Source organism: Flammeovirga yaeyamensis (genome assembly GCF_018736045.1).
Lineage (GTDB): Bacteria > Bacteroidota > Bacteroidia > Cytophagales > Flammeovirgaceae > Flammeovirga > Flammeovirga yaeyamensis.
The window spans coordinates 2045002-2070997 of record NZ_CP076133.1 but is presented as its reverse complement, the minus strand read 5'-3'; the positions used below and the strand labels follow the sequence as shown (position 1 = coordinate 2070997).

19 protein-coding genes are annotated in these 25996 nt (G+C 34.2%); 11 read left to right on the top strand and 8 right to left on the bottom strand.

The window, feature by feature from the left end:
- Nucleotides 1-9: 9 nt before the first annotated feature.
- From KMW28_RS27925 to KMW28_RS27905, 5 genes are all read left to right on the top strand, one after another.
- Complete coding sequence (locus KMW28_RS27925) at nt 10-1050, top strand: sensor histidine kinase (protein WP_169666650.1); 1041 nt, start codon at nt 10-12, stop codon at nt 1048-1050.
- 3 nt (nt 1051-1053) lie between these two features.
- Nucleotides 1054-1815 (top strand): LytR/AlgR family response regulator transcription factor, encoded by a 762-nt coding sequence (locus KMW28_RS27920; protein WP_169666648.1) that lies wholly within the window; start codon nt 1054-1056, stop codon nt 1813-1815.
- 11 nt (nt 1816-1826) lie between these two features.
- Entirely contained in the window at nt 1827-2420 is a 594-nt protein-coding gene (locus tag KMW28_RS27915) for an alpha-ketoglutarate-dependent dioxygenase AlkB family protein (RefSeq protein WP_169666645.1), read from the top strand.
- 1 nt (nt 2421) lies between these two features.
- A complete protein-coding gene (locus KMW28_RS27910; protein WP_169666642.1) occupies nt 2422-3384 on the top strand; it encodes a transglutaminase domain-containing protein in 963 nt (320 codons plus the stop codon).
- Nucleotides 3385-3514: 130 nt separating this feature from the next.
- Complete coding sequence (locus tag KMW28_RS27905; protein WP_169666639.1) at nt 3515-4267, top strand: class I SAM-dependent methyltransferase; 753 nt, start codon at nt 3515-3517, stop codon at nt 4265-4267.
- On the opposite strand, the gene KMW28_RS27900 is transcribed toward KMW28_RS27905, so the two are convergent.
- Nucleotides 4257-5180, bottom strand: coding sequence for a sterol desaturase family protein (locus KMW28_RS27900; protein WP_066215657.1), 924 nt, complete (start codon nt 5178-5180; stop codon nt 4257-4259). The genes KMW28_RS27905 and KMW28_RS27900 overlap by 11 nt on opposite strands.
- A 36-nt stretch (nt 5181-5216) precedes the next feature.
- Nucleotides 5217-5576, bottom strand: coding sequence for a tellurite resistance TerB family protein (locus tag KMW28_RS27895; protein ID WP_066215656.1), 360 nt, complete (start codon nt 5574-5576; stop codon nt 5217-5219).
- A 135-nt stretch (nt 5577-5711) separates the two neighbouring features.
- Here KMW28_RS27895 and KMW28_RS27890 point away from each other — a divergent pair, with 135 nt between their 5' ends.
- The gene (locus KMW28_RS27890; protein ID WP_066215654.1) at nt 5712-6134 is read left to right on the top strand and encodes a hypothetical protein; all 423 of its coding nucleotides are present in this window, start codon (nt 5712-5714) and stop codon (nt 6132-6134) included.
- Nucleotides 6135-6237: 103 nt separating this feature from the next.
- On the opposite strand, the gene KMW28_RS27885 is transcribed toward KMW28_RS27890, so the two are convergent.
- Complete coding sequence (locus KMW28_RS27885; protein ID WP_169666636.1) at nt 6238-13176, bottom strand: PKD domain-containing protein; 6939 nt, start codon at nt 13174-13176, stop codon at nt 6238-6240.
- A gap of 11 nt (nt 13177-13187) precedes the next feature.
- A complete protein-coding gene (locus tag KMW28_RS27880) occupies nt 13188-14249 on the bottom strand; it encodes a PorP/SprF family type IX secretion system membrane protein (RefSeq protein WP_169666634.1) in 1062 nt (353 codons plus the stop codon).
- A 406-nt stretch (nt 14250-14655) separates the two neighbouring features.
- Here KMW28_RS27880 and KMW28_RS27875 point away from each other — a divergent pair, with 406 nt between their 5' ends.
- The 3 genes from KMW28_RS27875 (at nt 14656) to KMW28_RS27865 (ending at nt 19249) form a co-directional block, all read left to right on the top strand.
- Nucleotides 14656-16017 carry a glycoside hydrolase domain-containing protein gene (locus KMW28_RS27875; protein WP_169666632.1) on the top strand — a complete coding sequence of 454 codons (1362 nt, stop codon included), beginning with the start codon at nt 14656-14658 and terminating at the stop codon, nt 16015-16017.
- A gap of 48 nt (nt 16018-16065) precedes the next feature.
- Nucleotides 16066-18369 (top strand): GH92 family glycosyl hydrolase, encoded by a 2304-nt coding sequence (locus tag KMW28_RS27870; protein WP_169666629.1) that lies wholly within the window; start codon nt 16066-16068, stop codon nt 18367-18369.
- Between the two features lie 358 nt (nt 18370-18727).
- Complete coding sequence (locus KMW28_RS27865) at nt 18728-19249, top strand: outer membrane beta-barrel protein (protein WP_169666626.1); 522 nt, start codon at nt 18728-18730, stop codon at nt 19247-19249.
- Nucleotides 19250-19367: 118 nt separating this feature from the next.
- Here the strand turns inward: KMW28_RS27865 and KMW28_RS27860 are convergent, their stop codons facing one another.
- The 4 genes from KMW28_RS27860 to KMW28_RS27845 form a co-directional block, all read right to left on the bottom strand.
- A complete protein-coding gene (locus KMW28_RS27860) occupies nt 19368-19883 on the bottom strand; it encodes a M15 family metallopeptidase (protein ID WP_169666623.1) in 516 nt (171 codons plus the stop codon).
- A gap of 373 nt (nt 19884-20256) precedes the next feature.
- Entirely contained in the window at nt 20257-20766 is a 510-nt protein-coding gene (locus tag KMW28_RS27855) for a transposase (protein WP_169666621.1), read from the bottom strand.
- Between the two features lie 358 nt (nt 20767-21124).
- Entirely contained in the window at nt 21125-21823 is a 699-nt protein-coding gene (locus KMW28_RS27850; protein ID WP_169666618.1) for a DUF6873 family GME fold protein, read from the bottom strand.
- A complete protein-coding gene (locus tag KMW28_RS27845; RefSeq protein WP_169666615.1) occupies nt 21795-22805 on the bottom strand; it encodes an elongator complex protein 3 in 1011 nt (336 codons plus the stop codon). Before KMW28_RS27845 ends, KMW28_RS27850 begins: the two co-directional genes overlap by 29 nt.
- 184 nt (nt 22806-22989) lie before the next feature.
- Here KMW28_RS27845 and KMW28_RS27840 point away from each other — a divergent pair, with 184 nt between their 5' ends.
- Nucleotides 22990-24414: a glycoside hydrolase family 28 protein gene (locus KMW28_RS27840; RefSeq protein ID WP_205958234.1), complete on the top strand. Its 1425-nt coding sequence runs from the start codon at nt 22990-22992 to the stop codon at nt 24412-24414.
- 2 nt (nt 24415-24416) lie between these two features.
- Nucleotides 24417-25964, top strand: a complete 1548-nt coding sequence (locus KMW28_RS27835; protein ID WP_169666613.1) for a sulfatase-like hydrolase/transferase — start codon at nt 24417-24419, stop codon at nt 25962-25964.
- Nucleotides 25965-25996: the final 32 nt, after the last annotated feature.

The following is a 25996-nucleotide window of genomic DNA, read 5'->3' as shown; positions in this document are numbered from 1 at the left end:
TACTATTTCATGACAATACTAGAAAAAGATTATCCTTGGTTATCTCCGGTACTTACCTTTTTTGTATCAATAATTTTATTCCTATTTACTTATTGGTCTGTATCTGATGACTTTTACATCAGGGAAATGTTTTTCTTTCCCATTACTTATATCTATTTGATTTATTTTAATGGGACTGTTTTTGTTGGGAAGAGATTATCTAAGTACATGGATAACTTTTCAATAAGAGACAAACCTCATTTAAGGATCACCTTGGAATTGGTATTTCTATGCATTCTAAGTTTTTTGTTTTTTTATATCTCAATTGTTCTTTTGGGGATTATTAATGAAAAAGAAAATCCATTTCAGTTTAGAAAACAAGAAGTTGTTCTTGCGTTGAATCAATGCATTGTATTGCTTTTATATTCTTCTTTAGCAGTAACCGACGATTTTCTTAGAAAATGGAGGACGTCTTCATTACAAATAGCTGAACTAAAACAAGAAAAGTTGAAAGTGGAAAACAGAGCTTTACAATCTCAGTTGAATCCACATTTTTTATTCAATAGTCTTAATGTTTTAGTTTCGGAAATAGATTATGATCCTCAATCAGCTAAGACTTTCGTATTGGATCTATCTAATATTTATCGTTATGTATTGGATAGCAAAGATAAAGAGTTGGTGCCCCTCAAAGAGGAATGGGAATTTATGAAGAGGAACATCAGAATTCATCAAGTTCGATTAGGAGATGGACTATTACTGAAAGAAAACATTGATAGTACACAAATGGAATTGAAAATTCCACCGCTTGCATTACAGTTGCTACTAGAAAATTGTTTTAAACATAATACGGCCACAGTTCGAAAACCTCTAACAATTGAAATTGAAGTTAAAGATGGTTTCATAAGTGTTATAAATAATAAACAGTTGAAACCACAAAAGCCACAATCTCATAAAATTGGCTTAACTTTCTTAAAGGAAGCCTACAAGAACTTTTTAGATGGGGAGGTTGTAGTAGAGGAAAATGAAGAGTATTTTAAAGTTAAAGTTCCACTTATAGACGAAAAACAATAAAAGGTGAAGATATTAATTATTGAAGACGAAATTCCAGCACAGAGATATTTAAAAAAGTGTATCGAAAAAGTGATGCCAAGTGCTGAGTTTATTTTTCCTATACAATCTGTGGAAGAGGGTAAAGAGTTTTTTAATAGTAAATCTGATCTACCCGATTTAATTTTTTCTGATATCGAATTATCGGATGGTTTAAGCTTCGATATTTATAAAGATATTGACCTAAAAGTGCCAATCATTTTCGTTACAGCATATAATGATTATGCATTAAGGGCATTTGAGGTAAATAGTGTTGACTATCTTCTAAAACCCATTAACGAAAGTGATATTGAAAAGTCATTAGAAAAGTTTAATAACAATACTATTAATCACTTGTCTAATGAAACCATCAAAGACGTTGCTAAAGGAGTAGAACAACAAGAGCTATCATTTAGACAACGAATATGGGTAAATTACCCTACCAATCTAACTATTGCAGAAGTAAATCAAATACATGCTTTCCAATCTGAAAATAAAACTGTTTTCGTTCATCAAGATAATGGTGTAAGTGGTCATATTGACTTAACTTTAGATAAGCTTGAGAAAGAGTTAGATCCTGAATACTTCTTTAGAGTGAACCGTCAGTTTATTGTAAATATTAATGGAGTTGTAAGTATTGAACCACATTACAACGGGAAGTGGGTACTCAGAATAAAAAGTGATGAGCAAATTGAGATCATTATCCCCAAAGAAAAGGTAAGTAAATTTAAACAATGGATGGTGAAATAGATTGATATTTTATGACCTATACACCCTCTGATATACAGCTACCTTATGATGGTATTATAGAATACTATCCTCATCTGTTTTCCAAAACAGTAAGTGATGAATATTTCGAAATTTTAGCCAATGAAATCCATTGGGAACACGATAAAATCATGATGTTTGGAAAAGAAATCATTACCAAACGGAAAGTAGGGTGGTATGGGTTAAAGCCGTACGAATATACTTACTCAAAAAATACAAAAGTGGCCTTGCCTTATACAGAGGTATTAAATGATTTATCAAAGGTAGTACAAGGCATATCAGACACTACTTTTAATTCTTGTTTACTTAATTATTATCATAATGGTGAGGAAGGAATGTCTTACCATACGGATAACGAAAAAGAATTAAAACCAAGAGGGACAATAGCATCTTTATCTTTTGGAGCAACAAGAAAATTTTCATTTAAACATAAAGTTTCTAAAGAACGTATCGATCTTCAATTAGAAAATGGTACTTTGTTATTGATGAAAGGTGAAATTCAAGAGCATTGGATGCATGCTTTACCAAAAACGAAAAAGGTGAATACTCCACGTATCAACTTAACTTTTAGAACTATAATCGACTAAAATGGCAAAATTTATATCAATTATTCTTTTCAATTTAATATCGCTATCCCTTTTAGCACAAGATCTTAAGGCTGTTGATGAATATGTGGTACAGCGTTTTCTTAAAGTGAAAGATATTGATGTCTTGGCTACAAAAATCAACCAAAAATATACCGATCCTTTAAGCAAAAGTAGAGCAATCTACTGCTTTATAGCAAATACAATAGCTTATGATGTAGATGCTTGGAAAAATCCACAAAGAGGATATAAGTTTACCTATAAAACGGAAGCCGAAAAATTAGAAAAGCTCGAGAAAATAAGAATTGAAAAAGCCGAGAAGGCCATTAGATCAAGAAAAGCGGTATGTGATGGATACTCTACCTTATTCGAAATTTTGTGTGAAAAGACAGGAGTAGAGTGCTATACTGTGAATGGGACTAGTAAAGCTTTTGTTTCTGACCTTCCCAAAAAAACAGTCGATAAGATACCTAACGATCATGCTTGGAATATAATTACCATTAAAGGAGAAAAATATTTAGTAGATGCTACATGGGGTGCAGGAAGTGTAGACTTTAATCAGCAATTTGTAAAGAATTATACAGATACTTATTTCATGATGCCTCCAAAAGATTTTATTCTAAATCATTATCCTTCTTCTGAAGGTGACAAATTGATTAATGTAAATAAGAAAACATTTTACGATTATCCGTTATTTTATTTGGACTATTTTCTATCTCATGTTGAATTAGTTCAGCCTCTAAATAAAGAAGTCAAAAGTAAGAAAGCTTTTCAGATGGTGTTCACCGATGTAAATAATCAAAATGATTTATTGTTCGCATATGATGATAGTAAATATGCTTTGGAAGTGAAATTTTCAAAAAGGGGTAATAAATTGATAGCAGAAGTTCCGGCATCAACCGCAAAGTCAAAATACTTCAATGTTTATTTTAAAAATAGTAGTATTGTTACTTTTTTAGTGAAATAACATGATTAATTACCTGTTTATTTGCATCTCAAAAACATTGAATTTATTTTGAGTATATAATACTTAAAAACTTGAGTCTATTGATTTTAGGCTTTTAAATTCTTTCTCAATTTCTCATAAACTATTAACGATGAAACAGGTTATTGACAGATTCACCACAACGTCTTCTACTTACAAAAAATTTAGACCAAAATACCCATCAAGTATTTTTGAATACATATGTCAGAATACCAAAAACTTTGAAACAGCTTTAGACTGTGGTACAGGAAACGGACAAGTCGCTATTCATCTATCTAAAAAATTTAATTCAGTCATTGGAATTGATATCAGTAAAAATCAGATCAATAATGCTGAATCCCAAAAAAATATATGGTACATAGAAAGTAGGGCTGAAGTAACTCAATTTAAAGATGAGTACTTTGATCTAATTACCGTTGGACAAGCTTTGCATTGGTTCGATCTAGAACTCTTTAATAAAGAGGCTTTTAGATTATTAAAAAAAGGAGGTACTATAGCTTGTTTTGGATATAACCTTTTTAAAGTGAATGATGAAATTGATGAAATGATCAACTATTTCTATTATGATGTAATTGGCCCTTTCTGGGATCAAGAACGTAAAATTTTAGAGGAGGAATATAAAAACGTACCCTTTGATTTTGAAGTGATCTCAAACGAAGGATATGTAGATATGACTGTCAATTGGGATTTGGAGCAATTGTATGGATTTATTCATACTTGGACTAGTGTTCAGACGTACTTAAAAGCCAATCCAACACATGATCCTGTTCAGGAATTAATGGAAAACTTGAAAAATATTTGGGGAGAAAACACCAAAAGAGAGGTGAAATTCCCTATTTTCTTAAAGCTCGGAGTTAAAGGATAATCTTGGATTTCTCCTGATCTTCTGATAACTGTCTTCTTAAAGTTTTTGCCCTTTTATCATCACCTAGATGACTCCAACCCGGTGCTTTAAATAAATACCGAAGTTTATCAGTAAAACGATCAGCACTTTTGATGTCCCTCCAAAGGTTTTGATATTCATGAGTAACCACCTTGAACTTATTGAATGTATTAATATTTTCAGTGAGTCCATAAACAGGAGGGTCAATTTCTTTAAGTTCTTCAGCATAGGTACCAAAAAATCTATCCCAAATAATTAAAACTCCAGCATGATTTCTATCTAAATATCTAATGTTAGATGCATGATGAACTCTGTGATGGGAAGGAGTATTAAAAAAATATTCAAACCACTTTGGTAACTTATCAATCAATTCGGTGTGCACCCAAAATTGATAAAATAAGCTGAGCCCCATCATGGTGAAAATCATTAATGGATCAAACCCTAGAAGAGGTAGCCATAGCCAAAAAAAGTATTTATGTATTCTTTCTCCAACTCCTTGTCTTAAGGCCGTGCCAAAATTAAGATACTCTGAGGAATGATGAGTGACATGCCCTGCCCAAAAAAGTCTTATTTCGTGATTTAGTCTATGGAAAAAATAATAGGAGAGATCTTCACAAAAGAAAAGTAATAACCATGCCCACCATTGTCTTTGTATTATATCTTTTAAAGGACTGATCTCATGTAGATATATAAAGACTATAAATGCTATAAGCTTGGGAATAAATTCAATTATTCCAGCAAAAAGCATCATTAAAAGGGATACGCTTGTATCTTTTCGGTTATATTTTTCTTTGGCTACTTTTACTTCAATTATTATTGCGATGAAAAATATAGGAAGTGAAAAATAGAGAAGTTGATCTTGTGAAAGTTCAGCTAAATAATTCGATAGTGTCATTGTATTGGTGTTGGTTAACAATGAATATCAGAAAAATTAAGAGGATCTCCAAGAATTAGCCTGAGGTTTAAAATGAATCAATTGGCATAGATTGTCAATTAGCACTTTTTCATTAGGATGAAATTCATCATCTACATTTGCCAATTCAACTAATGAATCATAGACAATTTGTTTCTTTGAATTTGACATCAGTTTTAAAATTTCAACACATTTCATGGTATCTAATCTTTTAGCCTCTTCAACGAAATCATTAGTAAAACTTAGCCTTTTTTTCAATTGCTCAAAATACATTAATTCTTCCTGTTCAACTTTGCAGTCAGCATGAATCATATTTTCTATTACTTTGATGAAAGATAATTTTTCATCAAAATTAAAATCGGAGATAATTTTTACCATAACAGTACTTATAGTTGTTTATTTACATATATTAAACAATTTATTTTAGAAATTAGTTTATACGACTTTTTTTATTCTGAATTTTATAAACTGTACAATAGGTTATTAATTTTGTACCGAAAAAAATAAATGAAAATGGAGAAAATTAAATTCTTTAAAGTAAATACTTATGTTCAGATATGTGTTTATATCTTATCAATATTATGTGTTTCTGTAGGAGGAGGTTTTATCAAGAATAATCTATTACCCTTGTACAATAATATTCTAATGGTAATTGGTTTTATTATTCTGATGGCTTATCAGTTAAAAATGGTTTTTTGGAAACATTATGTTGAAATTAATTCAACTGGATTGCTGATAAAAGTAAACTCAAAAAAAGGTATCCGTTTTTTAAATCGTCAAATTCAATCATCAAACCTAAATAAAAATACCTTAACAATCACTTTGATAAATGGTCAAGATTGGGAGTTTGATATGAGTAACATTGATAGAAATGATGTTCAAGAACTGCATTATATTATTATGCAGAAAACTATTCAAGAATTAGAGGAGAAGTAATAAGATTATAGGGACATTGTTCTATATGGAGGTTGCTCCGTACGGACGTTGCACTGCAACGTCCCTACCGAACTACGTTAATAAAAGAACAATGTCCCTAAAACTATCTGATAACAGTTAGAGGAGTAGAATTTCTATAATTTTCTCCATCTAACTCACTTAAATATTCCACAATAACAGTATAGACACCACCCATTACTAAGTTCCCTCTATACATACCATCCCAACCATTTCCTTCCGTTCTCGCTTCTTTAGAATCTGCATATGTTCTACTGAAAATAATTTCTCCCCAACGGTTATAGATATTTAATTTAATGTCAGTGGCATATTTAGAACGAATTAAGAACTCATCATTGGTTCCATCGTAGTTTGGAGTGAACGCTGTTGGAACTATTAATCTAGGAGGACAAATATCATCAACAACAACACTTGTAATTGTTTCACAATCTGTGTCGTAACTTTCATCAATGATATAAACGGTGTATTCCCCTTCTTCAGTTCTGCTCACCGTTGAACTTGTTTCGCCAGTATCTTCCCAATAGTAAACAAAGTTATTTCCTTGAGGAGCTTCTAAAATGATTTGACTTTCTGTATCGAAACAAATAACTCTTTCTTTTACCGCAAATTCTGCTGGAAGTGGTCGGTGTACAACCTCAAAACTTTGTGTTAGTACACATTCTTTTCCACTTTCATGCGTCACTGTATTGCTTACAGTATATGTACCTGGCTGATCAACATAAATCACATCTGATGTTTCTCCATTCGACCAAACAAAATCTTGACTAACACCATCATAATCATCAATGTTAGCATTTAACTCAACAGTTTCTCCTTCACAAACTTCATAATAAGAGGCTTCCACTTTTATGTTTGGAATAACATAGACTGTAACACTATCATAAGATACACATCCTGCAGCAGATGTTACTTGAACTACATAGGTCTGATCTTCTTTTGGATCCACAGTAATTTTATTATCAGTGAGGCCTAAACCTTCCCAATAATATGTTGAACCACCACTTGCTTCTAAAGTAATTTGATCATCCTCACAAATGTAAGTGTCTTCTGTAAGTGAAATAACTGGTTCAGGATGCACTATAAGTGTATTCATAAATTGCTTAATACAACCATTCGTTGTTGTTACCTGTAATAGGATGGTAAACGTTCCTGATTCATTATAGGCATTTCTAGGAGAGAACTCATTAGAAGTGAAGTTTGGCGTAGAACCATCATAATTAAAATCCCATTCTATTAACGCAATATCAAAACCTCCTTCTAGAGCTCTTACTCCTTGGTAAGTGGTGTTATTATTAAATTCCGCTTCACCATAAACACAAATTTCATCCACATCAAAAGAAGGTTCAGGAAGTTCATAAACAGTTACCGTTTGGGTAACTGCAGGAGAAGGACATCCCCCGATAGGGTTGACCACTAAGGTAACTTCATGATCACCAAAATCTGGGAATTCATAAGTTAAATTAGGAGTGTCTGTTGTAATTGATTCATACGAACCTAATGTCCATTGATACTCAATTTTCAATCCATCAAGATTTTCATATTGAGCTGTTAATTCAGTCTCAGTACCTAAACAAACTTGGGTGAAAGCGAATGCTGCATCAGTAAGTGGATCAAATACAACTACACTTGTTGTTGTTGAACAATTTGTGGTGTCAGATGTATCCGTAATGGTCACCGTGTAAGTACCTGGTGCATTTTGGATGACAGATGGAGTGTTTTCTCCTGTATCCCAAGCATACGCATATGAAGGGCCTGTTGGAGCATCAATTGTAATAGGACCATCAGAGAAACAGTGCACCAATGTATCTACTGCAAATCCATCAGGAAGAGGATTAAATCTAGCCGTAAACGTCTTAGTAAATGTACACGATCCGCCATCAGGTCTAGTTATCGTATTAATTACAGTATAATCTCCTGGAGTTGAAACAGTAAGCGTAGGGTCTGTACTGCCATTATCTACCCATTCGAAGGATTCAATAGTGCCATCATAATCATTGATTCTGGCATCAAAAGTAATCTCTTCACCTTCACATGCAACAAAGATCGTTTGACTCTCTCTGAAGTCAGGAATAACAAATACCTTAACGCTATCGACAGTTAAACAATTGTATTGATTCCATGCTTTCACTACAAATAAAGAATCTGCAATTGGAGCAACGGTAATATCTTGAGTAGTTTCTCCAGTAGACCATTCATAAGTAGTTCCTCCGTTAACTGATAATGTTACCTGATCACCGAAACAGATATACAAACTATCACTCACTGTAATGGTCGGAAGCTCTCTTACAATCACTTCCTTCGAGAAGGATTCCATACAACCTTCTAACGTGAAGACTTCCAATAGTACATTATATGTACCTGGTGCAGGATAAGTATATAATGGGTTAATATCTGTTGAACCCACATCATTAGGTGAGTTGTCGACATCAAAATACCATTTTACTTCTTGAATAATACTTGGATCTGTAGAAATTTCAGTACCCTCAAATGTAGTAAGGTTATTGAAAAGCATTTCATCCCCAATACAAACCTCTTGAGCTTCAAAGTCAACTACAGGTAATGGTTTTACTCTTAATGTTTGACTCACTGTAGAGTCTGCACAAATATTATCAGATACGACAGTTAACTGAACATCATAATCACCCTCTTCTGGGAAAATGATTCCTAACTCAGGGTCAGTGGTTGTGGTATCTTTTAAATAAGAATTAGCTGATGTAATATTCCAACGATACTCAGTGATGTTACCTCTTGTATAAGGTTGGAAACCAGAGCTACTAGCATTAATGTAAATAGAATCTGATAAACAAATTGGATTTAATGTCGGAAGTACTGCTACAGGAGTTGGATCGTATTTTACATTAAATGTTCTTGTAGAGTAACCCACTCTTTGATCAGTATGATTATGTGTTGGATCTACCTTATCAATATATTCTGCATCCAACCATATTTCTAACGTATAGTCTCTACCATCAACATCGTCTGGATTGATATCAAAATATCCACAGTTTGTAGTGTCTTTACAGTAAGTTAAAGTGATAGTGGAATCCATTCCACCATCCATTGCTGGAATTAACTGACCATCCACATACCATTGATAGAATATTTCACTTTTATAACTGTAGTGAGTTGTATCAATATCAGTTAGTTGGAAATTCGGATCGAATGCATTGATTGTTGTATCCCCTTCAGTAGTACAAATGAAAATATCATCGATTTCTACTTCAGGGTTCTTTAAAATAGTGACATAATTTAAAGGATCTTCGTACGCTTGATACCTACATTCTACTGTGTCACCATTCACTAATATAATTGATGAATTAAAGAATAGGAAAGGGAAGTAACTAATTGATGAGCCAGGTATAGCTGACCAATCAGGTTCATAATCTACGTTTGGAATTTGACCACTTGCTGCTCCACCATTGCCAAGAGTCCATAAGTATTCAATAGATTGAATCTCACCTGAAACGTCTGCAGGTATAGCTTCTAAATTGGTGTTTAAAGGCCAATAGCCAATTTTTTTATGAATGTAGATATCTCCTTTTACACCACCCACATTGATGCTCATACTATCGGCATACATGATACATCCTTCAGTATCTCGGGTAGCCATGCTGATTTTGTAATCACCAGGCTCAAAGTAATAACTAAATTCACCTTGATCATCGTTTTTAGTGTATACAGTGCCATCGCTGAGGGTTACACTCCATACCCAATCAGAAATACTTACTTCATTTCCATTGGCATCTTGTCTAGGAATTGTGTTACCATCGGTACCATCAGCAAGGTCGGTGAAATTAATAAAACCTGGACAAGCTAATTCTTCTTCTGAAGGCGTGAAAGCGGCTCTGCTGAATGGAATTTCAGGGACATCAAAAGTTAGACTGTCTAAAGTAGTACAACCATTATCGTCAGTAACTGCTAAAAATGCTTTGTATGTTCCGAGTGTAAGATTATCAAAACGGAAAATATAATTGTCGATTCCGTCAGGAGTAATAGGTGTTTTTGTGCCATCAGGATACTCTAATTCCCAAATGAAATCAGAGTTCCAAGGATTATAAACTGTGTTCGTATTAATGTTTGGATCAATATACGTTTCGATATAATCACATCTGAAAGCAAAAGAGACATAATCTTCAATAGGTCCTGTGAAATCAAGTACAGGTTGTGTTACTCTTGTTCTTTCTGTATTAGAATTTCTATCACAAACATCAGAATATACTTTTAATCTTACTCTATGGCGGTCGCTTTGAGGGGTTAAAACATCATTATACACCCAAACCAAATCATCTACTACAGGTCCTGAACCTGAACTTACATCGGTGCCATTCACTTCCCAAACCCAAGTAATGTTTGGTGCTTCTAATTTATAGCCGGTTTCTACAAAATAGGTGATAGGCTCGCCAATACATACATTATCTACATCATCATCAATTCTGAAATCCATTTCATATACTGTGAACGGTCCAGTTGTGATGGTTTCTGTACAGCCAGAATTATTATAATTTACAGTGACTTCAATTTCCCAATCGCCTCCTTCGTTAAATTCTAAATTTGGTCTACGATTGGTTCTTGTGTACTCTGTACCTGTAGTTAAATTGGTAAATCTCCAAAAGTAACTACCAGGGTAAGTGTTGTTATTTACGGCAGGATCAAAATATAATCTTGTACCTGAACAAATTTCAGTAGGATTAGTGTAATTATTATTGGCCAATCCCCAACGAGGATTCATTGGAGGAGGCTTATTAGGAATAGTGATGATGACCTCGTAATCATCAACACAAAAGTTTGGTGGAGTTACTGAAGGTACTGAAGCTGAGTTTTGTACTGTCAATAATGCGGTTACTTGATCGCCAAAATCAATATTTAAACCTAAAAAGTCAGGGTGATTAGGTATATCTTCATTTATATCAGTAGTGATAATTTGAGTAGTTCTATTTCCTCCTGTTCCACTTACAGAAATATCCCATATATAATTACCTCCCGCTTCTGCACCAGTAGATAAGTTATCGATAGTAATTGATGTTGGATCACAAGCCAATGACATTTCCATATCAAAATTAGCTCTTGGAGTAATCACCTCAATTTGTTTAAATACTGGAATGGCTTCACAACCATTTTGAACGGCATAGAAACCAATGGTATAAAAACCTGCCTCCAATTCATTGAATGTATGAGAAGCATTACCGTTTACATTTCCTGCAGCCTGCCAATTAGGGGCACCTTGTACATTAAAATCCCAGTAATATTGTATATCAGCATCAGGAATTCCTTTTCTATCTGATGTATTCGTAAAATCTACTGTTGTATTATTACAGATCGCTGGACCAGGGAAGAAAGTAAAATCAAGATCAATTTGCTCTCCTACATTGATCACTCTTGTATCTGTAGAAGTACAGCCTCCTCCAAAATCTAATACAACTGTAACGTCATAATCGTCTGCCGTAAGGTTGTTTACAGGGAAAGTGGTACCCGTTCCTGTTAGGTTGACCCCATTTGTTCTACCAGTTACTGTCCATGTTCTAGTGACAGAATTATCAGGAATTGCTATCCCTCCTTGACTTAAATTATACGATAGCGTAGTGGAGTATGGTGCACAGTTAACACCAACGCCTACACCCACAATTTGTGTGTCGATAGGAGTAGAAGTTACTTCTACCTCATCGATTAAACACTCTCCGTTATCGTTAGCAATTAATTGAATGGTATAAGTACCACCCGCATTAAATGTGAATGTTGGATTCGGGTTATTAGGGAAATCTGTACTATTTGTCTCTCTTATTCTCCAAAAGTAATTGTTTACATCATGTAAATTATTGATGCTCATATTTACCGAGAAATTATCCGAACAGAACAATGTATTGTCTGCTGTAATTGAAATATCAGATAATACCATTGATGGTACTGTTACAATTTCAGACCATGTACACCCATTATCTAAAGTAGCCGTAACGGTATAATTTACAGGAGCACCTGTTGTATTCGAAAAATCATGAACAACATTATTAGGTACGTTTGAAGAAACGATAGTTCCATCACCAAAATTCCATGTGATTTGCTCTCCATCTAAATCAGCCGGTAATTGAGGTCTGAAAGTCACTGGATAGGTAGCACAAAAAGTTGCCGGAGGAGTGTAATCAAACATATTTTCTGATACTCCCAAATACACATTTGCTGTTTGTGTATCTACGCAACCACCGTTTGTTGCTGTTACAGAAACCGTATAATTTTTACCATTGCTTATATCAAAAGTATGTGTTGGATTTTGATCTGTTGAGGTTGTGCCATCACCAAAATTCCAAGTATAAGTAATATCAGGAGCAGGAGAATCATCCTTCACTAAAAAAGTTTCAGCAGTAAAGGTTTGAGTAAGTGAACTCTGACAACTTGAAACTATTGTAGGATCAATGTTCGTGTAGATTCTCTCCGTAATGTTGATATAGGTTTGCTTAAACGTTTCGACTTTACATCCATCGAGTGTTTCACCAACTAGATATACATCGTACCCATCTGCTTTTGGAGCCAATTGATGTGATTGTTGACCGTCTTGGTAACTTTTACCATCAATAATGAATTCATAACTCGCTAAATCAATATTTGTGGTTTTAGTAAAGGTGATTCTAGCACCATCACAAGCAGTTTCGACATCCGACTCAAAATCGATTGTTGGGATGGGTTTAAGTCGAACAGTTGTACTTAAAGTTTTCGTAGTACCACCTTGTGTAAATGATACAGTCACCGTAAAGTCTTTTATCGAACCACTATTGTCTGTGAATGCTTCCGTAGGATTAGCAAGTGTCGAAGTATTTCCGTTACCAAAATTCCAACTATAATTAGTAATAGGTCCTAAACCTTGATCATCTACATAAAATGAAGTGAGCAAAAAGTCGCAGGCTTCTACAACACCTCCAGAGATATCAGTACCAGAAGGGGGATTACCTTGCATTAACCTTTGAGAAAAGGAGTTGTTGGTAAGACCTGTTGTTAGAATTAGTAAAAACGTTATGTATAGTAAATTTAGTTTCATTGCTATTGCTGTTAGAGATTAGGGATTGGACATTTGTCAGTTGGCACTCCAACTTTTCCTTTTCTCTTCTTTTTTCTATAATTCGGATAAAAATTAAGATCGTATCTAATGGATAATTCATGCGAATTACCTTCGGCAAATTGTAAACCTCCAATAGGATGGTCGAAACTATAACCTATGGTAAATCTTTTCACCTGAACACCGGACATGAATACAATACTATCGTGGTTAAACTGACTTGGATCTTCGTTTGATTTTACAACGAGACCTCTGTACCAGATACCAAAAATGATAGGGTTGTAATTTAAATTTACACCAGTACTTAATTGATCTTTTTTGCCTTGAGATTGATAGTGCATCATGAAACTTACTGTGCGATCATCGTAGTTTGCAACCGTGCCATGCCAGCGATAGGTTAGGGGAATTCTATAGCCTGCATGTGCTGAAAATCGAACAGGTAAGTAATCTGTTCCGTTAGTAAATCTTGTGATCTTTGGTTGATTCATGTGATATACGGATAAACCAAACCAAAAGTCTTTGCCATATAAAAGTGCACCACTTGATATGTCTGGATAGATATGACTTTCTCTATCGACTCTATCTTTTGTTGGATCACCTGTGATGCCATCATCATCAATTTGATCTCCGAATAACAGTTTATAAAATCCTAAAGAGGATTGTTCAAAACCCAATTGAAGACCAAAACTTAAGGTGTATTTTTTATTTAGTTTTAAATTATACCCTCCTGAAAAGTTCATCACAAAACGGTCCATAATAGAACCAGAGTTGGTGCCGACTACATCTTGATGCAGGGTAACACCTAAACCAATATTTTTCTTTGGGATTGGAGTATCGAAAGAAGCCATAAAGGTGGAATAGTTCGAAGGAACTCCAACCCATTGGTTTCTGTAGTTCATATTCACTCTTCCATCACCGGCTGTTCCTACTAATGCTGGGTTCAAGTATAAGGGTGCGGCATAATACTGAGATAAATGTGCATCCTGAGCTTTAGTAGTTGTTCCGATGAAAAAGGCAAAGTTTAGTGATAATAATATTAGTAGTTGCCTAGTCATTTGAATTTATTATACTAAGAAATAAGTGCAGTACATTCTTAGAAAATTACTATAAATTTGTTGTTACTTTATATTTATGCAATCTGCATTCCAAAAGTTTTAATTGCTTATTATTTATTGTTGTTCGCTTGATTATTGGTTGTCAATTAACAATTTAGCTTGGACAATTATCTAAAATAAAATAACAGGATTCCTAACCTTTTATGTAATTCTATTCATTCACCCGATTGATCACTTTATCTACAGAAATTGATATCATATTTGATTTATATTTTTTTAGTCAAATAAATCTAAAGTTAAAAGCAGAATAATAAATGTAATTTTGAATATTCTAGTTATAGAAATATCTTGCACATAGTTGCACGGAAGTGCGTGTTTTTGCAACCATACCATAATATCTTTCTTCATGAAGAAGAATATTTACTTCTTTTTATATTTATTTTTTACTTTTTGTTTCATCTCATGTAAACAAGAAGTGAAGGAAAAAGAATTGATTAAGCCCATTAATCAAGTGAAAGTATTTTTTAATACTACCGAAACACCGTATTATGGGGTGAGTATGCCTACGTCTAACATCGTACAATTTCCTTCAATTGATAGTAAAAAATCTAATGAGGACATTTATTTAAAAGATAGTGTTTATCAAGGGTTTTCTATGCAAGCCAAATTAGATAATAAGGAGGACTTGATAGGGCGAATTTCAATTTCGACAACCACTCAAATTATCGACAATAACACTGATTTTATCAGTCCTGAATTACAAATAGATACCCAAAAAAGCATTTTAGAACCAGGTTTTTTTGAGGTTTACTTACCAAATGAAGACATTACTGCTGTATTTACTACAGGGAAAAATGTAGCTTTTCAAAAATACACCTTTCCGAATACAAATAGTGCTCAGATTATTATCGATCCAATATATAAAAATGCAGGTAAGGTAATCGACGCACAATTATATACTACCTCTCCTAGAGAAGTATTAGGTTACAATGTTATTCAACAAAATAACAAAGCGGTTAAGGTCTATTTTGCTATTAAGTTTACCAAAGATTATTATGGTTTTCGTTTAATCAATGATCAAAAAATCTCCAATAAATTAAAGCTTAACAGTAAGAAATTAAAAGGGGTAGCTACGTTTATGACCAACGAAAATGAAGCGGTTGAAGTAAAGGTAGCATTTTCAGGAAAAAGTATCAGAGAGGCTAAAAATATATTGAGGTCAGAAAGTCATAATTCTTTCTCTTTGGCTGTAAACAATGCTCAGAATGAATGGGAAAGTCTATTTGGGAAATTTTATTTAGAGGGTGGAAGTGATATTCAAAATGAAAAATTCTATTCTGGAGTTTACTTCAGTCATCATTTTAATCCTTTTGATAAAATCGAAGATTATAATCCTTTAATGAGTTTCACTTCAAAAATGACCACTACTAATTCTTACGGGAAAGTAGATTTTGCTTCTAAAAAATTACAACAAAACACATCAATTGACTCATTAAATGTAGAGTACTTTTCGTTTATTTCTACGGGTTTTAGACTGACAGATATTGATGAAACTTATCAGATAGATGCTCCAATTTTCAATAGAATAAGTTTGGATCTATTGAATGGGAAAAACTTAGTGATAGAAGCGAAAAACAGAACGGAATTGAATAATAAAGTCTCTAAAGTGACTTTTAACGATAAAAAATTAAATAATAACCTTATTACATATTCCCAAATTATGGAAGGCGGGATATTAAAGGTATATTTTGATACTGTAAATAACTGATCGAATCAATTAAAATTGAGCTTAAATAAATAATATAATTAACAGGAAATGAGATCATTAAATCTAATATGGTTGAGTCTTGCAGCGTTACTAACGGCTTGTTCAACAGATAACTCAAAAGAAGAACTTCTTGATTTAACTCCATACGTGAGTACTCAAGTGGGTACCTTATCCGATTTTAAATTATCAACAGGTAATACTTATCCAGCTGTGGCTACTCCCTGGGGTATGAACTTCTGGACACCTCAAACCAATGAAAACGGAGACGGTTGGGCCTATATGTATCAAAAAGATAGCATTAATGGTTTAAAACAAACGCATCAGCCTTCACCATGGATTAACGATTATGCGGCTTTTTCTATCTTCCCAATGGTAGGCGAAGTGAAGTTTAAAGAAAAAGAACGTCAATCAAAGTATTCTCATGAAACTGAAATTGCCAAACCACATTATTATAAAGTTGAATTAGAGTCTTACAATACCACTGCAGAGGTAACTCCAACCACTCGTGGTGCGGTATTCCAATTCACTTTCCCTAAATCATCAGAATCTATCGTATTGTTAGATGCATACCATAAAGGTTCTTATGTAAAGGTGATTCCTGAAGAAAATAAAATTATCGGTTTTGCTAAAAATAATTCAGGTGGAGTTCCAGAAAACTTTGCAAATTATTTTGTAGTACAATTTGATAAGTCTTTCACTACTCAAGGTACTTGGAACGGTAAAGAATCTTCTGATGCTTTAGAAGTAGAAGCGTATAGAACTGCAGCTTATGTAAAGTTTGATACAAAAGAAGGTGAAGTAGTAACTGCTAAAGTGGCTTCATCATTTATCTCTCCAGAACAAGCGCAAATTAACTTGGATAGAGAGATTGGTGACAAAACTTTCGCTCAAGTATTTGATGCTGCTAAGTTAGAGTGGAACACAGAATTTAATAAATTAAAAGTAGAAGGTGGTTCTGAGCGATCAAAACAAAACTTCTACACTTCGATGTACCGTACTTTACTTTTCCCAAGAAAGTTCTACGAGTATGATGCGAACAATAAACTAGTTCACTACAGCCCATACAACGGTGAAGTGAGAGATGGATATATGTTTACTGATAATGGATTCTGGGATACGTTTAGAGCAGTTTTCCCATTCTTCACAGTAATGTACCCAGAAATGGATGGTCAGATTATGGCTGGTTTGGTAAACACTTACGAAGAAAGTGGATGGTTACCAGAATGGGCTTCTCCTGGTCACAGAGATTGTATGATTGGTTCAAATTCAGCATCATTAATTGCAGATGCTTACTTAAAAGGTATCCGCGGCTATGATATCGAAAAATTATATGAAGCGATTATCAAGAACTCTAACCAACAAGGTCCTTTAGGTTCTGTAGGTAGAATGGGTGCAGATTATTACAACGACTTAGGTTATATCCCTTACGATGTAGGTATTCACGAAAACACTGCAAGAACTTTAGAGTATGCTTATGCTGATTTCACTATCAGTAAATTAGCTGAGGCACTAGGTAAGCCACAATCAGAAATTGATTTATTCAAGAAGAGAGCAAATAACTATAAGAATGTATTTGATCCATCAACTAATTTCATGAGAGCAAAAATGAAAGATGGTTCTTGGCAAACTCCATTCATTCCAGAAGCATGGGGTGGAGCATTTACAGAAGGTTCTTCATGGCACTACACTTGGTCGGTATTCCACGATCCAGCAGGTTTAGCCGATTTAATGGGTGGTAGAGAAGCATTTGCTGCCAAATTAGATTCAGTATTCTCAACTCCATCAATTGCTAACCACGACTACTATGGTTTCGAAATCCACGAGATCACAGAAATGAAAGTAGCTGATGAGAAATATGGAACTGGTCAGTATGCACATGGTAACCAACCTATCCAACACGGTATTTACTTATATGACTATGTAGGTCAGCCTTGGAAAGCTCAGAAATGGACAAGAAAAGTGATGAAAGATCTTTACAGCCCAACACCTGATGGTCTTTGTGGTGACGAAGATAACGGTCAGACTTCTGCTTGGTTTGTATTCTCTGCTTTAGGAATGTATCCTGTTGCTCCTGGTACAGGTCAGTACATTATCGGATCTCCAGAATTCGAAAAAGCATCAATGAAGTTAGAAAATGGAAATACATTTACAGTAATCGCTAACAACAACAGCGAAGAAAATGTATATATCCAATCGGCTAAATTGAATGGAAAAGACTTCAACTTAACTTACTTAACGCATGATCAAATCATGGCGGGTGGTAAAATTGAGTTTGAAATGGGTCCTCAGCCTAATAAAGCATGGGGTTCTTCAGTGGAATCTGCTCCATATTCGATGTCGAGAGAGAAGTAATTTAATATTCCTAGGAGTAATTCCTAGGCTTTTGATACAGAAACCCAAGAATGTATTCTTGGGTTTTTTTTGATTCTAAAAAATATTATCTGATTTATATCTTTGTTATAAAACGCTGGATAATCATGTTTTTCTTCAGTCGGGATGTTACATCAACGCACCTAAAAAAGAGTATTAGATATTTTTATATGTAATTATTTTCCGTGTTACTTAAAATTTATTAAAACTATTTATGCTGAATCAATGAAATATTAACTTAATTTTATAAAAACTAAAATGATAACTGACATAGTTAAAGTAAATAATTGTCTCAGATTTCTATCAAAAACTATAACATTGTAATAAACTAAAAGCAAAAATGAGAAACTTCATCTTATCAATCGTCGCAGTACTTGCATTTTCTTTGGCGTCTAATGCACAGAACAGGTTTTCAATTATTCCATCTATTGGGGTTTTCAGTTCAAGTGAAGCAGACACTAACCCTGTAGCACTAGGTCTTAGTCTCGAATATGATTTTGATTGTGGAGATAATCATTATTTCTATTTGGGAGCAGGTATGGATCATATCTCAGAAAAAAATCAGGGTGTAACATCTAACATTACTATTTTTCCTGAGGTAAACTTTGGATATAAATATGCTCCTGTAAATAATTTAATGTTGGGCATAGGACTAGGTGTTGCTCCTACTAAAGTTGGTGTTAAATACCAACAGGAATCATATAAAGAGACTCAAACTCGTGTGAGCTTAGATTTAAAAGCGGGGTATCAAATCAATAATAAAACTGCCATTTATGCTCAATATCGTGGTTATAGTGAATCGGATAACAAAGGAGCTGCTTTTGGAATTTGGTCACTAAATACAGCATTTAATGTACTGTAACACCTCATTCTAAATCAATTGATGTGTTGAAATAATAAAATCATTCTTAGAGTAATACCCTTTTAATCAGTTTACTCTAAGAATGATTTTTTTCTCAATTTTAGCTTTGTCAATCACTTTAGAAAAAAATATCCGACAAGGACAATTGCAAATGCGGCTTATCTACTATAGATCGAAACTCACCACCCCAAACTAGACCATGTTGTTTTCCAACCTCACCAATTCGGTCCCAATGTTTCGTATTCCAGTTAGGTTTGCCATTTTCATAGACGGCAATATCCACAGCCCATCCGTAATTATGAAAAGATAAGCCTGGAATAGCGTTGCTAATTATTCCACCTGCTTTAGTTCTTCCTTGAGCATAAATATCTTTTTGTTTTTCTAGAGATCGATATCCACTGATCACTTTCGCATTGATGCCTTCTTTATGTAGCTGAGCTAAAACTGCTTTTATTTTAACATCTAATTTAGGATCGATACCTTTTGTAGTTCCTTCATAAGGAGTGGTTTTAAAAACTATTTCTGCAACCAATGCTATCTTTGGCAAAAGAAATGCTCTAGTCTGTTTGGGATAAAAGAGATATGATGTACCCAATATTCCGATGGTCACTGTACCTAAGATAAAGAGTACCACTAAGGTTTTTATGAATTTATTTTTCATTTTTTGAATGATTTTTCACCAATAAATGATAGAACTTCATTGGTTTTACTAATGAGCAAACTATGATCTTCGTTTTTAATCTTTTTCAGGTTGAAAAGACTAGTTGATATATCTTTGGCATATCCTCTAGAACGATCTGGATGTCATAAATAAGGTTTACAAGCTGATATTATAAATAATCCAATAATATATAAAATGTATTTCAAATTAGATGATGTGTTTTATAAATTATTCTCTTATTTCGTAGAAATTTTTTATAAAAATAAGATTCAACTATGCGACCAATGTGCAGTTTTTAATAAAGTAAGGTGTTCCACCTTTGTACGGACGTTGCACTGCAACGTCCCTACGAACCACTTGAATAAAATCTATCCTCATCCCATTTCTCAATATTATTTAAAATATAATCCTCGATTCTTTGATATTCTCTACCATTCTTTATGATATGATCGTAATATCTATTGTGCCAATCAAATTCAAAACCTAATCGTCTTGCATGCTTAGTGACCATAGATTTATATGTTCTTACAATTGTAGAAATACTTCCTTGATTAGGCGAAATCTCAGAGTGATACCCTTTTACATCTCTTGTACTAATTATTTTTTCATTGATTTCAATAACCCCGTGCATATGATTTGGCATAATTACATATTCTCCCAAAGCAATATGTTTATTAAAAATAGGTATTTGCTTCCAACAAATCTCAGCTATAACACCTACAGGTGAATAAATCATTTTGCCGTCAATGATACTTCCAAATTTTAAGTTAAAATTTTTTACACAGATTGTGATGAAATAGTCGGAGACATCTCTGTAATCCCAATTGTACAGTCTGTTGGATTGTCTGTTTTTCATAGTATTAAGTGAATCGTTAAATGCTTTTATTATGTGGGATATATCAATAATTAAGCCTGGATTGTTTGGGTGGCTCGAGGGGACGTTGCAGTGCAACGTCCGTACAGGATATTGCTTTAATAATTTTAGAGTTCTTTTTTAGAATTGACTCGAGGGGACGTTGCAGTACAACGTCCGTACAGGATATTGCTTTAATAATTTTAGAGTTCTTTTTTAGAATTGGCTCGTGGGGACATTGCGGTGCAACGTCCGTACAGGATATTGCTTTAATAATTTTAGAGTTCTTTTTTAGAATTGGTTCGTGGGGACGTTGCAATGCAACGTCCGTACAGGAGGAAGGACAAATTCAAAATTTGATTTAAACAAAAAACACCCCACCACCGTCATACATATAATCCTTCATCAATGCTATAACCTCAAATCCATGAATTCCACAAAATGAAATCAATTTCTCGCCATCTTCATGGAGTAGAGGATTTCCCAAAACCATCACTTTGTTGTTTAAAACACCGCAGCATCCTCCAAAAAAACCATATTCATGGTCTTCTATTCTTATATCTTTTGGAGTGAAATAAAAGCATTCCCAAGCATATCTTTCAAGTGCCTTTTGAACTCCTTTATCTGATGTTATGGCAACTCCTTCCTTTAAGACCAAAGTGGTGCACCTTGTGTAAGCCTGTGGTAATTCTAGTAATGTTTTAGGGTGAAGTTTTAAAATTGAAGAGGAGGTGAATCCTTTCTTATGAATCAAATATTGAGGGGTGCTGATGCAGTTATAATAAGTACTGTTCTTCAAGGTTTCCCCAATTGCTTCCTCTCCAAATGTATATGCTATCTTTTCTTCGTCTAAGATTTTTTGATATTCATTTGGAATATTGTGAGCTAAAATAAGTGCTTTATTAGGTAACTGATGTATAAACACATCGGGGTGACAAGAAATAGAATTATAGGTAATTCCTTGGGTTTTAAATCCAATAATTTGTTCAGCATAAGCGGATAGTTTTTTCTCCACTCGCGGAAGAATACGATCATCCACAAAAACTAATTTTGCTTTCATAACCCTTTAGATTTTCATTACCTATAAACTTCACTTGAAACCCATTCTCGGTTAAGAAGGACTTATTCTTTCCTTTAAAACCTACAGCATAATTCAATTGTCGATTTGCCACCTCTACCAAATACTGCCCTTTAGCTTTCGGTAAAATGTATTCTTCAAATAACTGATGCCAAATATCCGACATCACTAACTCTTTAAAGGCAGGGTGTAAAGGTCCAGAAATCAAGTTTTTCCCTTTCACTAAATCTTCTGATGGATGTAAACCCACACGAAGCACATGAATATCATGTTTAGAAAAATAGGATAAAATATCTTTTGTCCAATCTACAGCGGTTTCCAAAGAAAGTGGTTGATATAAACCTTCAAGAAAACGTTTTTCTAACACAGTATCTTTTACAACGATGGTTGGATAAATTCGAGTTGTTTCAGCACCTAAAGCCACAATGTCTTTTGCCGTTTGTAAACTTAATTCTTTTGTGTCTTCAGGTAAACCGATCATCATTTGTAAACCTAATTCGATACCGGCAGACTTGATTAAATGAGCAGCTTTTTTGATGTCTTCAAAAGAGTGTCCTCTACCAGATTTTTGTAATACGATTTTAGCTGTCGATTGAGCTCCCAGTTCAACAGCTGTAACACCATATTTTTTTAATAATTGAATGATATTTTGATCAATGTAATCGGGGCGCGTAGAAAGTCGAATTCCATGCACCTTTCCTGAAAGGATATAGGCATGGGCAATCTTCAAATATTCTTCTTGTAATTTGATGTCAATCCCTGTAAAGCTACCCCCGAAGAAAGCGATTTCAATGGTTCTACCATCGTTCATCGTGCTTAAATATTCATCAATAATATCTTGAATTTCATGAGGTTGTACAATGCCTTCCTGACCAGAAATATTTTTCTGATTACAAAATACACACTGATGCGGACAAGCTAACTCAGGGATGAAAATGGGGATATTTGAATGTTTATTCTTCACGGATTAGGTTTTCGATTACTCAAATGTACAATGAATTGAGTTGGATTGGAATAAGGTTAATATCTATTGATAAAAAAGTTATTCTGCAAGTGGATCAAATTCATACCCTTTATTTCAACAATACAGCCCCCGTTAAATCAACCCACTTTATTTTACTTTTGATTACATAAAAAATGAAATCGAAATGAATAAACTATCGCAAATTACTCTACTCATTTTATGGTTGATGAGTTTCGGCTGTACTACCCAAAAATCCTACGATGTAAAGGATTATGGAGGTGTTCCTGATGGAATTACTTTGAATACATCGGCTATACAAAAAGCAATTGATTCTTGTTCAAAAAATGGTGGAGGAAAAGTGATCCTTCAAGGTGGCACTTTCTTATCAGGAACAGTCTTGCTTAAAGATAATGTAGAGTTACATATTGCCGAAGATGCACAATTGAAAAGTAGTCCAAATCCAAATCATTTCGAAAGCATTGATCCCTTTATTGATGCAACAGGTCAGTACAGAGGGCAATGTTTGATTGGAGCAATTGATGTAAAAAATATTCGCATTACAGGTAAAGGGACTATCGATGGACAAGGGAAAGAATTTACATGGGAAAACATCCAAAAAAATATAAAGGCTTTAGGAATTACTTTAGATGTTCCTCAAATGCCAAAGGAGAATTTTGAGGAGAGAGGATATGTCGATAAAAATGTGAAGCCTTCTTATCGCCCTTTTTTGATTCGATTAGTACGCACAAAGGGGGTAAGCATTCAAGATGTGAAATTAAAAAATTCAGCGGCTTGGACATTGCACTTTTATCAGTGTCAGTCTTTTTTGGTGGACAATATTTCCATCTATAACCATGCAAATAGAAATAACGATGGGATCGATATTGATAGTAGCAAAGATGGTCAGATTATAAATACACATATCGATTCCGAAGACGATGCTTTGTGTTTTAAAACGACAAGTGCTATTCCTACAGAGAATATTAGTGTAAATAATTGTCGATTAAAAAGCGATTGGGGGGCAATTAAGTTTGGTACTGAATCGATGGGAGATTTTAAAAATATCACTATAAAAAATTGTGAGGTGTACGATACAAAAGGCGGAGGTATTAAACTTTTAAGTGTTGATGGTTCGAATGTGGAAAATATCCTGATTGACAGCATCAAGATGACCAATGTTGATATGCCGCTTTTTGTTCGATTAGGGGAAAGAAGATTGGTGTATAGAAATGCACCTCAACAACCTGTGGGAAGTATGAAAGGGATTAAAATTAGTAACCTTACTGCAAAAGCAAGAAAGATAGAGGAGTCAAGAGTACAGCCACCTTCAGGCATCATGATTACAGGAACGCCAAATCATAGCATTGGTTTTATTGAGTTATCTAACATCAATATCACTTTGCCGGGGGCTGGAATTAACAGCGATAATCAAACGGTTGTTCCTGAAAACATTACCCAATATCCAGAATATACTTTATTAGGAAAATCGCCTGTATATGGACTTTACGGTCGACATATCGATAAAATAAAGTTGGAGAATATTGCCTTCCATTTAGAAAATGAGGATGGCCGTGAAGAAATGAAACTAATTGATGCTAACCAGATTTAACCATGAAAAAATACATTCTTTTTGTTCTCTATTTTTTGATATCACTATCCCTAAAGGCACAAAAACCCAATGTAGTATTGATCTATACAGACGATCATCGTTATACTGGAATACATGCTTTGGGTGGTATGCAAGTAAAGACGCCAAACATCGATGCATTAGCAGACGAAGGAGTGGTTTTTACCAAAGCATATTTAATGGGTGCTTTTACTGGAGCCACTTGTATGCCAAGTAGGGCTATGTTGTTATCTGGGAGATCACTGTTTCAGTTGGAAGGAAAAGGATATACTTTACCTAAAAAGCACACGACTATTGGGGAGTCTTTTCAGGCGGCAGGCTATCATACGCATATGGTGGGAAAATGGCATCAGGATAAAAAATCACTCAATAGATCTTTTAATTCTGGTGGATTAGTGATGGGGTTAGGAGCCTATTTGGTCGATCATTACCGAATGCCCCTTTGGGAGTGGAACAAAAAAAGCGACTACAAAGCAGAGGACAGCTTTATGATACGATACGATAAAAATGATCATCAAATAAGAACTGCTTACAATCCAAAAGAGGTGAAGGGGCCAATATCCAACGATGAGGATGGACCGCATACTTCTGAAATATTTTCCGATCAAGCCATTAGTTTCATTGAAAATTATCATAATGAAAAACCCTTTTTTATGTACTTGGCGTATCATGCTCCTCATGATCCAAGACAGTCATCAAAGAAGTATAAGAAGCAATATCCAATTGATAAAATTGAACTGCCGCCGTCTTATTTAAGTATGCATCCTTTTGATAATGGACATATGAATGTGAGGGATGAAGCACTTGCTCCATGGCCAAGAACAGAGACAATAGCAAAGGAACATTTGTCTGATTATTATTCGATTATTACTCATTTGGATCATCAAATTGGTCGTGTAATCGAAGTATTAAAGGAAACTGGAAGGTATGAAAATACAATTATTGTTCTTGCTGGTGATAGTGGTTTGGCTGTAGGGAACCATGGGCTAATGGGGAAACAAAATATTTATGATGAAGACGGAATCCATGTGCCATTCATTATTTCTGGTGGTAAAATTGATGCACCAAAAAGGTTAGATGCTTTGTGTTACATCCATGATATTTTTCCAACAATTTGCGATTTAGCAGGGATTGATGCTCCTAAAAGTGCCACCGGCATAAGTTTAGCAAAGGTCATTAATGGAGAAGCAAAACAGATACGTGATTATACCTATCATGCATATCGTCAACATCAGAGAGCCTATAGAGTAGGTGATTATAAATTGATAGAATACGTTTCGGCGCCAGATTATTCGAACAATAAAGGTGAGTTCAGAGCGGGCTCTAGAGTCACTCAATTATTTAAGCTTTCAGAAGATCCTTGGGAAGTAAATAATCTTGCTGCTTTGGATACTTACCAACCTATTGTAGAGAAAATGAGGATAGAAATGATAGAGAAATCAAAATCATTGGGAGATACCAAAAAGAATACTGGGGAACGATATGATTTTTGGGAGAATTATCAAATAAATAGAAATGATAATATAGAATAGGGCTCACGAAGTAAAAGTGAAATTTATTTATA

Bases quoted from the DNA above. Each gene is read 5' to 3' on its own strand.
- KMW28_RS27925 (WP_169666650.1), top strand. From the start codon at position 10: ATGACAATACTAGAAAAAGATTATCCTTGGTTATCTCCGGTACTTACC.
- KMW28_RS27915 (WP_169666645.1), top strand. From the start codon at position 1,827: ATGACCTATACACCCTCTGATATACAGCTACCTTATGATGGTATTATA.
- KMW28_RS27910 (WP_169666642.1), top strand. From the start codon at position 2,422: ATGGCAAAATTTATATCAATTATTCTTTTCAATTTAATATCGCTATCC.
- KMW28_RS27905 (WP_169666639.1), top strand. From the start codon at position 3,515: ATGAAACAGGTTATTGACAGATTCACCACAACGTCTTCTACTTACAAA.
- KMW28_RS27900 (WP_066215657.1), bottom strand. From the start codon at position 5,180: ATGACACTATCGAATTATTTAGCTGAACTTTCACAAGATCAACTTCTC.
- KMW28_RS27895 (WP_066215656.1), bottom strand. From the start codon at position 5,576: ATGGTAAAAATTATCTCCGATTTTAATTTTGATGAAAAATTATCTTTC.
- KMW28_RS27890 (WP_066215654.1), top strand. From the start codon at position 5,712: ATGGAGAAAATTAAATTCTTTAAAGTAAATACTTATGTTCAGATATGT.
- KMW28_RS27885 (WP_169666636.1), bottom strand. From the start codon at position 13,176: ATGAAACTAAATTTACTATACATAACGTTTTTACTAATTCTAACAACA.
- KMW28_RS27880 (WP_169666634.1), bottom strand. From the start codon at position 14,249: ATGACTAGGCAACTACTAATATTATTATCACTAAACTTTGCCTTTTTC.
- KMW28_RS27875 (WP_169666632.1), top strand. From the start codon at position 14,656: ATGAAGAAGAATATTTACTTCTTTTTATATTTATTTTTTACTTTTTGT.
- KMW28_RS27870 (WP_169666629.1), top strand. From the start codon at position 16,066: ATGAGATCATTAAATCTAATATGGTTGAGTCTTGCAGCGTTACTAACG.
- KMW28_RS27865 (WP_169666626.1), top strand. From the start codon at position 18,728: ATGAGAAACTTCATCTTATCAATCGTCGCAGTACTTGCATTTTCTTTG.
- KMW28_RS27855 (WP_169666621.1), bottom strand. From the start codon at position 20,766: ATGAAAAACAGACAATCCAACAGACTGTACAATTGGGATTACAGAGAT.
- KMW28_RS27850 (WP_169666618.1), bottom strand. From the start codon at position 21,823: ATGAAAGCAAAATTAGTTTTTGTGGATGATCGTATTCTTCCGCGAGTG.
- KMW28_RS27840 (WP_205958234.1), top strand. From the start codon at position 22,990: ATGAATAAACTATCGCAAATTACTCTACTCATTTTATGGTTGATGAGT.
- KMW28_RS27835 (WP_169666613.1), top strand. From the start codon at position 24,417: ATGAAAAAATACATTCTTTTTGTTCTCTATTTTTTGATATCACTATCC.